Raw genomic sequence first — 13,261 nt, 5'->3', positions numbered from 1 at the left:
TCCGTGAAGGGACGACCATGACGCAGCCGTTACGCAAGAAGGGCGGCCTCGGCCGGGGCCTCGCTTCGCTGATCCCCACCGGGCCCGCGGAGGGCGACGCGGGGCCGGCGACGCTGGGCCCGCGGATGGGGGACGCGGCGGCCGATGTGTTGATCGGTGGGCCGGCGCAGGACGCCGCCTCGGTGGGCGCGGTCTATCGCGAGATTGCGCCGGGCGACATCGAGCGCAACCCGCGTCAGCCCCGGCAGGTGTTCGACGAAGAGGCGCTCTCGGAGCTGGTGCACTCCATTCGCGAGTTCGGGCTCCTGCAGCCGATCGTGGTCCGGGCGGTGACCGGGGCGCCGAGCGGCGCGCGTTACCAGATCGTGATGGGGGAGCGGCGTTGGCGCGCCGCGCAGGAAGCGGGGCTGGCCACCATCCCGGCGATCGTGCGCGAGACCGGCGACGACAACCTGCTGCGCGACGCCCTGCTCGAGAACATTCACCGGGTGCAGCTGAACCCCTTGGAGGAGGCGGCGGCCTACCAGCAGCTGCTCGACGAGTTCGACGTCACGCACGACGAACTGGCCTCCCGCATCGGCCGGTCGCGGCCGCTGATCACCAACATGATCCGGTTGCTCAAGCTGCCGATCGCGGTGCAGCGGCGCGTCGCCGCCGGGGTCCTGTCCGCCGGCCATGCCCGCGCGCTGCTGGCCCTGGAGGCCGGCCCGGAGGCGCAGGAGGAACTGGCCGGCCGGATCGTGGCCGAGGGTCTGTCGGTGCGCGCCACCGAGGAAGCGGTCACCCTGGCCAACCGCGGCGACGGGGCCGCCCCGACGCCGCCGCGCCGCAAACCGATCCAGATGCCCGGCCTTCAAGACGTTGCTGACCGGCTGTCCAACACGTTCGACACCCGGGTTACGGTCAGCCTGGGCAAACGTAAGGGGCGGATCGTCGTCGAGTTCGGGTCGGTGGAGGACCTCCAGCGGATCGTCGACGTGATGACCCCGCCCAAGGCCTGACCGCCCACACGGTGTAATTACGTCACTGTGACACTGGGCCCCTCCTGAGCCCGAATTCGCCGCACTCGTGTGCCCTCGCTCAACGGAGTTTCCATGTGCCCCAAAGTCTTTCGCCCCTTGCCCGGCCGCCGGCCGGGTGCCCGGGCCGCTCCGGCGGGCCGGCTCGAGTGGCGGGCCAAACACTGGTCCGATGAGGTCGGACTCTCCTATCCTGGAGAGGTTGCCGGTGGCCGACAATTGAATGGCTGTAGTACCGCACGGAAGCCAGGAGGCTAGTGTCCGCTCGAATCACGCCGCTTCGGCTCGAGGCTTTCGAGCAGCTTCCCAAGCATGCGCGCCGCTGCGTGTTCTGGGAGGTCGACCCCGCGACCCTCGGTAACCAGGACCACCTCGCCGACCCCGAATTCGAAAAGGAAGCCTGGCTGTCGATGGTGATGCTGGAGTGGGGTTCGTGCGGGCTGGTCGCGACCGCGATTCCCGACGACGAACGCAGCCACGCCGAGTCGCCGTGCCTGGGATATGTGCTCTATGCCCCGCCGCGGGCGGTGCCGCGGGCCCAACGGTTCCCCACCGCGCCGGTGTCCGCCGACGCGGTGCTGCTGACGTCGATGAACATCGAGCCCGGGCAAGCCGCCGACGATCTGCCGCACGGGCTCATCGCCAGGGTCGTCGACGAGCTGGTCCGACGCGGGGTCCGGGCGTTGGAAGCCTTCGGTCGCACGCCGGAGGCGGCCGAGCTGCAGGATCCGCGATTCGTGGAACCCGATGTCCGGCCGGTGCTGGAGGCGCTCGGCGACTGTTCGGTCGACCACTGCATGATCGACGCGGAGTTCTTGAAGGACGTGGGATTCGTTGTGGTGGCGCCGCACAAGTATTTCCCGCGGTTGCGGCTGGAGTTGGACAAGGGACTGGGCTGGAAGGCCGAAGTCGAGGCGGCGCTGGAGCGCCTGCTGGCCAATGCCCAACTGGAAGAGCCGGTGGGCGCGGGTACGGGTTCTTCTGCTGTGGGAAATGCGTTGCGGGTCAACGAGAGCGGTTAGGAACCGCCCAGCCGCGAGGCCCTTTCCACCGACAATTCGTGGGCCAGCAGCTCGGCGAAGGTGAAGGTGCCGGTGGGGCGGTCGTTCTTGCCGAGCAGGTACAACCGCTTCACCGCGGCCAGGATGCCCTCGGCGATGGCGTCGCGCGTCTGCGTGGAGATCAGCATCGCGCGGTCGCGCGGGTTGGTGATGTAGCCGACATCGACCTGAACGGTGGGCATCCGGGTGAGCCGCAACAGATCCCACGTCCGGCCATGCGTGCGGCAATCACGTAAACCGGTGCGGGCCACTACTTCTCGCTGAATGAAGTCGGCCAGATTGCGTCCGATCGTGGAGACCGAGCCGTGCGAGTTGCCGAAGTGAAAGGAGGCCACGCCGTTGGCCGACGGGCTGGTCTGGGATTCGCAGCGCAGGCTGATCATGAGGTCGGCGCCGACGTTGTTGGCCGTAGCGGCGCGTTCGGCATCCGACGGGCTGCGATTGGTCGGCCGGGACAGGAAGGTCTCCATGCCGATGGCGGTCATCCGGCCCTCGAGCCGACTTGCCAAGTCCCACAGCACATCTGCTTCGCTGACGGGACCGTCCGGACCCTGCATGATCGCGCCGTGGTCGGTGCCGCCGCGGCCCGGATCGATGATGATGCGTTTGCCCGACAGTTTGGGCCCGGAGCGGCGCACCAGCTCTTCCTCGCGGATCGCGTGTGGGGAGCCGCCGCTGACCCGCGAACTGAGAAAGTACAACGAGCGCAAGGTTTCCGGGCCGCAGATGCCGTCTGCGGCAAGCCCGTATTCGCGCTGGTAGGACATCAAAGCATTGTGGGTTTGCAGGCCGAAGTGCCCGTCGACCAGGCCGGTGTAGAAACCGAGGTCCTGTAGCCGCGCCTGCAGGGTCGCGACGTCGTCGCCGTAAAGCGGCGCACCGAACTGGTGATACAGCGTGCGAGCGCCCAGCCGGTACGAGGCCTCCTTCAGCGCCCGGTAGGTGGCCTCGCCGACGATGCCGTCCACCAGCAATCCGCGATTCTGCTGGAAGGCGCGCACCGCCTGATCGAGGTGGGCATCGAAGACCTCGAGGGCGACGTGCCGCCCGGTGGTCACGTCTTGGTCGGGATTGTCCAGCAGCCCTAGCGCGGCCAGCGTCGCCCGGATTTCGGTTACGGCAGCGCTGCGGTCACCACAGCGCAGCGCGTCGCCGTATTCACGGCGCTGACTCGACATACCAAAGGCCCTCCGGGACAAATTGACAGGCTGAATACGGGCAACGGCTAAGCGCTATTGTCGCAGATGCTTCTCAATTTTCGGAAAACCCCAGGCTAAGCGCCGGGGCGTGGTGCGACGAACTGGCTGGGCGTCAGGCGAGGTTTGGAACCGCGTCGGAAAGCTCGCGCAGCAACGCGGCCTTGCCCTTGGCGCCGACGATCCGCTTTACCGGCTGGCCGTCCTTGAACAGGATCATGGTGGGAATCGAAACCACCTGAAAATCCCGGGCCGTTTCCGGGTTGGCGTCCACGTCGAGCTTGGCGATAGTGATCTGCTCGGCGCGCTCGCTCGCGATCTCCTCGAGGACCGGCGCGACCATCTTGCACGGCCCGCACCAGGTGGCCCAAAAGTCAACCAGCACAGGCTTATTGCTCGACAGCACCTCCGAGGAGAAAGACGCGTCGGAGACTTCTATTGTGGCGCCAGTCTTTTCGGCGTCGGTCATCGCGGTGCTCCAATCAATGTGTCGGTACCCTCAGCTGTTCCGGTTGCAGACTCGTCTTCCTGTTCGGCCAGCCAACGCTCGGCGTCGATGGCGGCGGCGCACCCGCTGCCCGCGGCGGTGATCGCCTGCCGGTAGGTGCGGTCCACCAGGTCGCCGGCCGCGAACACGCCCTCCAGCGAGGTACTGGTGGTGCGGCCCTGCACGAGTACGTAGCCGTCCGGGTCGACGTCGACGAGATCACGCACCAGCCCCGAGCGCGGCTCGTGACCGATTGCCACGAAAACGCCGGTCACCGAAAGGGTGGATTCTTCGCCAGTTACGGTGTCGCGCAACCGCAATCCGGTCACCGTGGTGTCGCCCTCGACGGCGGTTACGGCGGCGTTGGTGATGAACTTGATCTTGTCGTTGTTGCGGGCGCGGTTGAGCATGATCTTGGATGCCCGGAACTCGTCGCGCCGGTGCACCAGCGTCACGCTGCTGGCGAAGCGGGTCAGAAAGAGCGCCTCTTCCATCGCCGAGTCACCGCCGCCGATGACGGCAATGTCCTGGTCGCGGAAGAAGAACCCGTCGCAGGTGGCACATGAACTCACACCACGCCCCAGCAACTCCTGTTCACCGGGCACGTGCAGGTAGCGAGCGGCCGCGCCCATGGCCAAGATGACGGCCCGTGCTCGGTGGGTTTCCCCGTCGGCGGTGACGACGGACTTGACGGGCCCGTCCAGCGATACCGATTCGATGTCTTCCATCCGCAGGTCCGCGCCGAACCGCAGCGCCTGCTCGCGCATCTCGTCCATCAACTCCGGGCCGGTGATCCCGTCGCGGAAGCCGGGGTAGTTCTCAACCTCGGTCGTCGTCATCAACGCGCCGCCGAACGAGGTGCCCTCGAATACCAGGGGGGCCAGCTGCGCGCGGGCGGCGTAGAGCGCCGCGGTGTACCCGGCGGGGCCGGAGCCGATGACGATGACGTCGTGGATCGTGTCGTGAGCGGGGGTATCGGCAGTCATTCGGGCCTTTCAGGTGCGGAAGCTACGCATGCAAACGCCAGCGTAGGCGTAGGTGTTCCCAGGTGTTGGGCACCACACTAGGTGTCGTGGCGGCGACCCGCCGCGCCCGGCTGCGCCGCGCTTGCGATCGCCGCTCGGTGTCGTGGCGGCGACCCGCCGCGCCCGGCTGCGCCGCGCTTGCGATCGCCGCTAGGTGTCGTGGCGGCGACCCGCCGCGCCCGGCTGCGCCGCGCATGCGATCGCCGCTAGGTGAGCGACTAGGTCCGCGGGACCTGCGTGTTGGCCAGCAAGCCCGTGTCGGCGGCACTGCAATTCGGCGCCACCGCGAAGACCGCCAGGTTGTCGGGCGTGTCACCCGGCAAGACCAGCAGCACGCCGGGGCGGGCATTGATATCGACCGGTCGAGCGCCCAGCACCTGCGTGGACGCCGGGTAGCCCAGGCCGCTGAGGCAGGACGCGCGCAGCGCGGGGTCGCCGAGCGGGCCGTAGTCCGGGCTGCGGTGGAGCAGACCGAGGATCTCGGCCTGGGACAGCGGAATCGTCATCGGCGGCGTCGACACCGTGATGTGCTCGGCGGTGGCTGGGGTGCTCGGCGCGGGCTCGGGTGCGCTGATCAGCGCCACCGTGCCGACGCCGACCGCCGCGAGCGCGGCGCCCACGCCGAGCACGCCGGCGACCACCCGGGCGGGCCCCAGATGCGGCCGGGCCGCATGTGCGACACCGCTTTGGTCGGCCGAGTGCAATGCCGCCGAGATCCGCGCGGTGACGTCCGGGGGCACCTCCGGCGCGGACTCCGGATCGGCACCCAGCGTCGCGACGTCGCAGCGCACCTGATTCAGGGCGCGCAGGATGCCCTCCGCCTCCGGGTCTTCGCGGACGCGTTTACGCACGCGGGCCGCGGCGTCGTCGTCGAGTAGACCGGCCTGAAGGTCGGCCAGTAGCTCGACCGTCAGGGGCGGCTCGTCGGCTTCGTCGTCGGGTTCACCCATCCGCCCCAGTGTCCGTCATGCGCTGCTTGGCGGCCATGGGTGGGCCCGGGTCGGGACCGGTGTTGAGGTAACCGAGCAGCTGGGCGAGGCGGACCCGGGCGCGCGAGCAGCGGCTCTTGACGGTGCCCTCGGCGACGCCCAGCAGCGCGGCGGTGTCGGCGACGGAATAGCCCTGCATGTCGACGGCCACCACCGCCGCCCGCTGCTCGGCCGGAAGGCGCATCAGGGCCCGTTGCACCATGATCGCCGTCTCGACCTGCGCGGTGCGATCGGCGACCGGGTAGACGTCCTCGAGCGGGGCCGTCGGGTGGGCTTTGGTGCGGCGCAGCCGGTCCAGGCAGGCGTTGACCACGATGCGGTGCAGCCAGCTGCCGACGGCGGCGTCGTGCCGGAACGATCCCGCGCCGCGATGCGCCGAGAGCATCGCGTCCTGCAGCGCGTCCTCGGCGTCCTCGCGGGTGCGGGTGGTCAGCCGGGCTAGCCGGTGCAGCTGGCGGTGGTGACGGTGGAACAACTCGTCGAAGGCGTAGCGGTCGCCGGCGACGTGGGCCGCGAGGAGCTCGGCGTCGCTGCGTTCGCCCTGGCTCTTACCCCAATGTTCCGCGCCCCCAAGACCCACGGCCGGACACTAACCAATCGGGGGTCGCGCGGCACTTCACCAACGCAGGGGGCTGTGGGCTCCCGAGATCTCCGTCAGGAGGCGGCCTGGACCGTGACTTCGGAGAAGCTGGCCTGGCTCTTGCCGTTGGTGGAACCCAGCGTGGAGATCCACACCAACACGTTCGACGTCGCCGAGCCGCCCCGGACGGGGATGACGTTGTGCCCGGGCTTGAGCGTGAACGCGGGAGCCAGCACGGTGGTGTCCTCAAGGCGGGACGGCGCCGCCGTCGAGGCCGAGCGAATCTCGACCTTGGTGCCGCTGCTCGGGGTGTCGATGGTGACCTGACCGACCACGGTGGGGTTGGGCAGCTGCAACATCAGCCCTTCGCCCTGCTTGAAGGAGGGGAACGGGACGGCGTCGGTGTAGACCTCGGTCGACCAGGCGGTCGAAGGGTCGCCGTCGATCGCCTGCCCGGCCTGGCCGGGATTGTCGGCGTCTCCGTCGGGGGAATAGACCGTCGCCTTGGTGGGTTTGACGACGCTGCCCGCGGCCGCGGAGCTGGGAGAAGACGACGCCGCCGATGACGACGGCCCGTTGAGCCCGAGCTCGTCCCTGTTCAGGCCGCCACCGACGTTGCCGAAGATTTTGCTCACCACCGACGCCAACACCAGCAAGGCCACCACGATGACGGCGACGGCGGCGCCGGCGGCGATCAGCACGTTGCGGCGCCGACGGGCGAAGGTCGCGTACTCGCGACCGGTGGACAACCGGGTGGTGGGGGGCAGCGCGGGCGAATCGTCGATCGGGCCGAGCACCTCGGTGCGATCAGCCACCGCCGTCGCCTGCTGCAGCAAGTTCAAAAGGGTTGAGGCGCTGCGTATTCCGCCGTCTTCTTGAACCGCACGCACCGCGACCGCGGAAACCTGGAACGGGATCTCGCGGTCGATCGCCATGGGTTCGACGGGATTACCCGTGGCATCACGCTCGGCCGGCGCCAGCCCGCTGCGCACCCCGGACTCCGGCAGTGGCCACCGATTGACCAGCAGCGCATAGAGGGCGGCGCCGATCCCGCGGATGTCCTGTTGCGGGTTGCCGTCGGGCATGGTCGCCGGATAGGCCAGCACCACATCGCCTTCGATGCTGACGCGCACCCGGCTGGGATGGTCGATCGACAGCGCGACCCCCGCGCGGTGCGCGGCGTCGGCGGCGGCGGCCAGCGATTGCATCGCGCGGACGGCGCCGATGGGCGACGGCGCGGTGTCGGCCACCTCCTGCAGCGAACCGCCGCGGATCCATTCCGAGACGACCAGGCCGCCGGAGCCGGTGTGGACCACGTCGAGGACGCGGGCGATGCCGGGTTTGTCGATCCGGCTCAGCCGCAGGGTTCGGGACAGGATGTCCTGCAGCACCTCGTGGGGCAGGGCGCCGTCGGGATCGACGAAGGTCAGCGCCACCTGCCGGTCCAGCTTGGTGTCCAGCGCCTGCCAGAACTGCAGCGGGGGCGCGCCGCCGTGGAAGACCAGCAGGCGATATCGGCCCGCGGCGATGCGGGCGCCCGGGACGAGGTGCACGTCGTCCCCGGGTCCGCCGGCGGTGTCCACCGACAGGTCGCCGTTCAGGCGGTCGGTCGTGCGCGGCGCCGGCCGTTCGTGCGCCGGCCCGGGCGGAATGTCGGGCTGGAAGTCGTCGGCGACGGGGCGCGGATTCTCGGCGCCTGACCCCAAATCGGATCCAGCGCTGGATGCGCTCTCCAATGGGCGGTCGGTCACCTCCGGTCCTTTCGCTACTCGGGCGCTGGCTACCCGCTCCGGAGGCCTGCGCCGGATCGGCTCCTGGACCGCTCTTACCCCCGGCGGGGACGAATTCCTCTGCTCAGGGTACGTGACGCGGCCCGGCCGAGACGATCCCTGTTGCTCAGCCGGTTTGCGCGAAGCTACCGCGATGCCCGGGCCGCGGCGTGAAATCCGGTGCCTGAGCGCATCAATCGCCGCCTGCGCTTCGGGCACCCGCGCGCGAACCATGACGGCCGCGATGATCGGCAACATGATGATCGCCATCACCAACAGCCGCAGCAGCGAGCCTGCGCCGCCGTGCGCCGTCAGCCGGGCGAGCCCGAGCAGCCGATCGCTCACGTGGGCGACGAGGCCGGCCAGCATTGACGCGACGGTCGTCACCAGGATTGTGCGCAGCGCGTCGACGCCGATCAGGTGGCCGCCCTTGGGCAGCAGCGCGCGTCGCAGCAGGTAGTAGCCGACGATCGCCCCGGCCAGGAAGCCGAGGCCGTTGGCCAGGCCGAGTAAGCCGGCCACCAGCTTGGGGTCGTGGGTGAGGTGTGGTGCCAGCACCGAGCCGACGATTTTGACGGCGGTGATGACCAGGATGAGCACGATCGGCGTCCAGGGTTGCTCGCGCGCGTAGAAGACGCGCAGCTGCAGCAGCACCAGGCCGTAGGGGATCAACGTGAACGCCGACAATGCGATCGCGGCGCCAAGGTAGCCGGCGTCGACCTCCCCGAAATGCCCGTAGGCGAACAGCGCGCTGCCGATCGCCGGCCCGCCGACGGTCATGAACGCCACGATCGGGATCAGCGTGACGAGTGTCAGCCGGGTCGCCAGTGATACGTCGGCAAGCACCGCCCCGGTGTCATTGGCGGCGGCATTGCGGCTCAGCCGCGGCATCACCACGGTCAGCACGGTGACGCCGATCATGCCGTAAGGCAGCATCAGGACCAGCCAGGTGTAGTTGTAGATCGCGGGGCCGGAAGCCGCTGCCGTGCTGGCGATTTGGTTGCCAACCACCAGGCCGAGCTGGCTGATCACGACGTAGAGCATCATCGCGCCGGCCATCGTGCCGAAGTGTTTGAGCCGCTGATCGATTCCCCATAGCGGGCGCAGGCTCACGCGCTGGCGCTTCAACGCCACCAGCAGCACGGCGACCTGGGCGAACACCCCCAAGTTGGTGCCGATGCCGAGCACCAGCAGCTTGGCGTTGCCCATCCGAACGGGGTCGACCGAGAGCTCGCCGGGGACCGCGAGGTATACGCCCAGAGTCGTGATCGCGACCAGGTTATTCACCACCGGCGCCCATGCCGTCGGCCCGAATATGTTGCGGGTGTTCAGGATCGCCATGAAGACCGACGTCAGGCCATAGGCGAGCACCTGCGGCAGCAGCAGGTACGCAAACGCGGTGGTCAGGGGCTCGTTGACCTGCGGATTTCGGCCCAGCATCAGCCGCACCAGCAGGGGCGCGGCGAGTACTGCCAGCGTCGTGGCGACGACCAGTAGCGCGGTCGTCAGCGTGACCAGGCGCCGCACGAACGCCGCGCCACCGTCGGGGTCGCTTTGCTCGGCGCGCGCCAGCACAGGCACGAATATCGCCGTGAACGTCGCCTCCAGCACGAGCGCGGCGATCAGGGTTGGGAGCTGATTGGCCACCGAGTATGAGCTCGCCAGCGCGGCGCCCAGAATCGCGGCCAGCAACACGATCTTGCCGAAGCCGGTGATCCGGCTGATCAGCGTCGCGAACGCCATCGCCCACGACCGCGAGACCAGCGCGGCGTCGGACAGCTCGGGTCGGCGCCGAGCGAGCTCGGGCACCGGCGGCAGGGGACCGGTCGGTGGGCCCGGGCGGGCGTGGCGTGGCCCCGCCGGGAGGCGTTGCGGTGGCGGCTGTGGGTGCGTCCGCCGGGAGGCGGGGTTCATACGCGGGGTTTGTGCTCGACCCGATCGTCGATCTCGTCGTGCAGGTCGGCGGATCTGGGGTGCGGCGGGTCGGGGCGGTCCAGGTCGGCGCGGTCGGGCTGGCCGCGGAACCGGTGCCACAGCCGGCGACCGGCCAGCAGCACCAGCACCGCCGCCGCGCTGAGAGTGATCGCGAACAGCACCTTGCCGTACGCGTTGGAATGCACCGACAACCGCACCGGCTCGCCGAGCCGCATGCCGTCGGGGGTTCGCAGCGTCACATCGACCGCGACGCGCTGGGTGAAATTGACCTCGATCGGCACCCGCAGCGGCAGGTAGCCCGGCGGCAATTCGATCTGGCCGACGTCGGTGACCGTCATGCCCGGCGGGGCGTCGACCTGCAGCCGCACCCGGATGGGGACCGCGAGGCCGTTGTGCAGCGCCAGCGGCAGCGGGCTGTGCTCGGTGGCCAGGGTGTAGGAGCCGCCCGGGTTGACGATCGTGACCGCCCCGAACAAGTCGTTGATGGTCTTGCCGACCACCACCAGGCGCTGCTGGGCGAGCCCGTTGCGGGTGTCGGGGGGTTCGGATTGGCTCAACGCGCGCAGCATGTCCTCCCGCAGCGGCGCGGTGTACTGGACGCCGGTCAGGCCGGTGCGCTCGTCGGTGCTCAGCGCGGAGGTCAGGCCCCACAGCCTTGCGACCTGGGCGGCGATGTTGGCGGTGACGTCGTCGCTGAACCGGCCACGCGCGGCGCCGTCGTTGGCCGCCTGTTCGGGCGGCTCGGTGCGGGCCCCGGCCTCGGCGATGACGGCCGGTAGCGGCCGAGGCACCGCCAGTCCGGACCGGATGCTGGTGGCCAGCGCGGTCAGGATGACCTGCGCGTCGTCGGCCTGCAGGTTCCACGTCGCCGGAGGTACCAGCAGCTGGGTGCGCGGCGCGGCGTCGCGCTGCAGCGCGTGCCAGAAGATCGAGCCCAACGCGTCCTGGCGCCGGGCGGTGTTGGAGTCGTGCGAGAGGCGGACGGTCAGCGAGGAGTCCAGGTAGGTGGGGACGGTGGGGTTGTTGCCCGCCCCGGCGAGCGCGGCGCCGACGGCCGGGTCGAACGGCGCGACGACCACCTGGGGCGAGAGCCGGCGGGGCGCGGTGTCGACGCCGGCCGGATTGTCGGTTCCCGAATCATGGGCGGACAGCTCGCCGGCGGCGATCGCGACCGTGCTGTCGTTGGCGCTGAGCAGGCTGACGGTTCGGCCGGTCAACGGGCCGTCGGGCAACAGCGTGGCGCCGCGGGTGGATTGGACGTCGAGGATGCGGTCGACGATGCCGCCGACGCTGTTGGTGGCGGCGGCGCTCAGCCCGGGGTCGTTGACGCGTTGCAGGGCGTCGAGGTCGGCCTGGGCGTAGGGCAGCGGCGCCACACAGGTGCGGTGGGAAAGGGCGCGCAGCCGGTTCAGCCACTCGGTCGCGGCGGCCTGCCCGGTGCCCGGGTGGGTCGGGGTGCCGGGCAGCTGGGCGGGCCCGTCGGGCGAATTGGACACCACGTATCCGCCGGTCATCGCGTTGACGGTGACCAGCAGATCCGGGTCGACGGCCAGGCACAGCGCATGGCTGACGGCGCCGTCCGGGTCGACGTCGTGGCTGGTGGCGACCTCGGCGGCGGAGAGCAGGACGTCCAGCCGCCCGCCGGTGGCCAGGGAGGTGGCCAAGTCGTCGTCGACCAACCGGACCGGAATGGTGCCCCCGGGCACCCCGGGGGACAGTCGCGGCCGATCGGCCAGCGGCCAGAGCATGGTGATCCACACGGGTTTGGAGGTGTCGGGCGCGACGGCGGAATTGACGTCGTCGGCGTGGTCGGGTGGCACGCCGACCACGGGCAGCAGGAACCGCGCGTTGTCGAGGCGGGCCGGGGCGCCGTAGTCGGGTGTCCCGTTGACGTTGACCAGGACGGGGTAGATCCCGGGCTTGTCCATCCCGAGGGACGGCTTGGTCAACGCGCGCAGCGGGGCCGACAGGGTGAAGCCCACCTCCTGGCCGCGCTGCAGTTCGGGGGCCACCGTGAGGAAGTCCGCCGCCGCCTGGTATTGGTCGGTGCTGCCGTCCAGCGAGGTGCGCAGCGCCGCGGAGTCGTTGACCGCCGGCGCGTGCTCCAGGCGGACCATGACGTCGCGGACCGGGCGGTCGCCGATGTTGGTTACCGTGCCGCTGACGGTGACGACGGGCGGGCTTGTCGTGGTTACGACGTCCGGGGTCACCTGGTCGATGCGGACCCGGACAAAGGGCGTCTCCCCGGGCTCGCCCGCGGCCGCGTGCGGGGCGGGCCCGGCGAGCACCGCAAAACCGGCCACGATGCCAACCACTGCGGCGAGGCGCACGAAGCCGGCCCAGCAGAGTCGGAATGCCGTCACGGCCCTGGCCCGTGACCGTTCTTCCGGCCCGCCACGGGCTTGTCGGAATGCCGGGTCCGTGAATGCGTTTGTGGGCGTCGCCGGGGCGAACTCGGAGGCAGCGGCGGAAGCGCCGACGGGCCGTCGCTCTGCAGCTTGTCGATCAGCTCGTCGGCGACCTGGGCCAGGCGACGCTCGTCGGCATAGGCCAACCGGGAGGGCAGCTCGCCGATCGGCACCCACGCGACCTCGGCGACTTCAAGGTCCTCGTCGGACAGCTCCCCGCCGGAGAAGCGCATCAAATAGTGGTGCACGGTCTTGTGCACCCGGCGGCCGTCGGTGACGAACCAGTAGTCGATGCGTCCCAGCGCGGCGAGCACGCTGCCGCGAATACCCGTTTCCTCGGCGACCTCGCGAATCGCGGTCTGCTCCGCGGTCTCGCCCATCTCTATATGTCCCTTGGGTAGCGACCACAGCATCCGGCCGCGCCGATCGACCCGGCCGATCAGCGCCGCGACCTGCTCGTCGCGCGGTCCGTCGATGCCGTCGATGACGAGACCGCCGGCGGAGGTTTCGTGCACCGTCTTGAGTCGATCGGGGACGCGACGAGACGGACGGGATCGACGCGGTTTGGCCGCGGTCGCGTCGCCGTTCGTCTGGGGATCCGTGGGGGTTTCGGCCGCGGTCGCCGCGCCACGACGCCGACGCCGCCCTCGGCGTCGACGTGGTCTGGCTTGTTCGGCGTCCGACACCCAAGCGATAGTAGCTGGCGGGGGTCCTTGTTCCCGAGATACTCGCCGCTAGTAGCCGTCCGGCGGCGCGGGGTCAGTGTTGGCCGCGTCACCCGACTACGCTGAT

Annotated in this window: 10 protein-coding genes; 2 read left to right on the top strand and 8 right to left on the bottom strand. The window is 69.9% G+C overall.

The window, feature by feature from the left end; all coding sequences use genetic code 11:
* Nucleotides 1–17 precede the first annotated feature (17 nt).
* On the top strand, nt 18–1,001 hold the full coding sequence (locus A9X00_RS06450) for a ParB/RepB/Spo0J family partition protein (protein ID WP_067150697.1): 984 nt from the start codon (nt 18–20) through the stop codon (nt 999–1,001).
* A gap of 275 nt (nt 1,002–1,276) precedes the next feature.
* A complete protein-coding gene (locus A9X00_RS06445; RefSeq protein WP_067150694.1) occupies nt 1,277–2,041 on the top strand; it encodes an acetyltransferase in 765 nt (254 codons plus the stop codon).
* On the opposite strand, the gene A9X00_RS06440 is transcribed toward A9X00_RS06445, so the two are convergent.
* The 8 genes from A9X00_RS06440 to A9X00_RS06405 form a co-directional block, all read right to left on the bottom strand.
* Complete coding sequence (locus A9X00_RS06440; protein WP_067150691.1) at nt 2,038–3,258, bottom strand: N-acetylmuramoyl-L-alanine amidase; 1,221 nt, start codon at nt 3,256–3,258, stop codon at nt 2,038–2,040. The genes A9X00_RS06445 and A9X00_RS06440 overlap by 4 nt on opposite strands.
* 133 nt (nt 3,259–3,391) lie before the next feature.
* Nucleotides 3,392–3,745, bottom strand: a complete 354-nt coding sequence (gene trxA / locus A9X00_RS06435; RefSeq protein ID WP_067150689.1) for a thioredoxin — start codon at nt 3,743–3,745, stop codon at nt 3,392–3,394.
* Nucleotides 3,742–4,749, bottom strand: a complete 1,008-nt coding sequence (trxB, locus tag A9X00_RS06430) for a thioredoxin-disulfide reductase (protein ID WP_067150686.1) — start codon at nt 4,747–4,749, stop codon at nt 3,742–3,744. The genes trxA and trxB overlap by 4 nt, the downstream gene beginning before the upstream one ends.
* Before the next feature lie 257 nt (nt 4,750–5,006).
* Nucleotides 5,007–5,738, bottom strand: a complete 732-nt coding sequence (locus A9X00_RS06425; RefSeq protein ID WP_067150683.1) for a hypothetical protein — start codon at nt 5,736–5,738, stop codon at nt 5,007–5,009.
* Entirely contained in the window at nt 5,731–6,357 is a 627-nt protein-coding gene (gene sigM, locus A9X00_RS06420) for an RNA polymerase sigma factor SigM (protein WP_067150682.1), read from the bottom strand. The genes A9X00_RS06425 and sigM overlap by 8 nt, the downstream gene beginning before the upstream one ends.
* Before the next feature lie 74 nt (nt 6,358–6,431).
* A complete protein-coding gene (locus A9X00_RS06415; protein ID WP_067150679.1) occupies nt 6,432–10,040 on the bottom strand; it encodes a murein biosynthesis integral membrane protein MurJ in 3,609 nt (1,202 codons plus the stop codon).
* Nucleotides 10,037–12,424 (bottom strand): hypothetical protein, encoded by a 2,388-nt coding sequence (locus A9X00_RS06410; RefSeq protein WP_067150675.1) that lies wholly within the window; start codon nt 12,422–12,424, stop codon nt 10,037–10,039. The genes A9X00_RS06415 and A9X00_RS06410 overlap by 4 nt, the downstream gene beginning before the upstream one ends.
* A complete protein-coding gene (locus A9X00_RS06405) occupies nt 12,421–13,155 on the bottom strand; it encodes an NUDIX hydrolase (RefSeq protein WP_067150672.1) in 735 nt (244 codons plus the stop codon). Before A9X00_RS06405 ends, A9X00_RS06410 begins: the two co-directional genes overlap by 4 nt.
* Nucleotides 13,156–13,261 lie beyond the last annotated feature (106 nt).

The sequence above is a fragment of the Mycobacterium sp. 1245805.9 genome (assembly GCF_001672915.1).
Taxonomy (GTDB): Bacteria; Actinomycetota; Actinomycetes; order Mycobacteriales; family Mycobacteriaceae; genus Mycobacterium.
The sequence above is the reverse complement of the archived record's forward strand: the minus strand, read 5'-3'. Positions and strand labels throughout refer to the sequence as shown.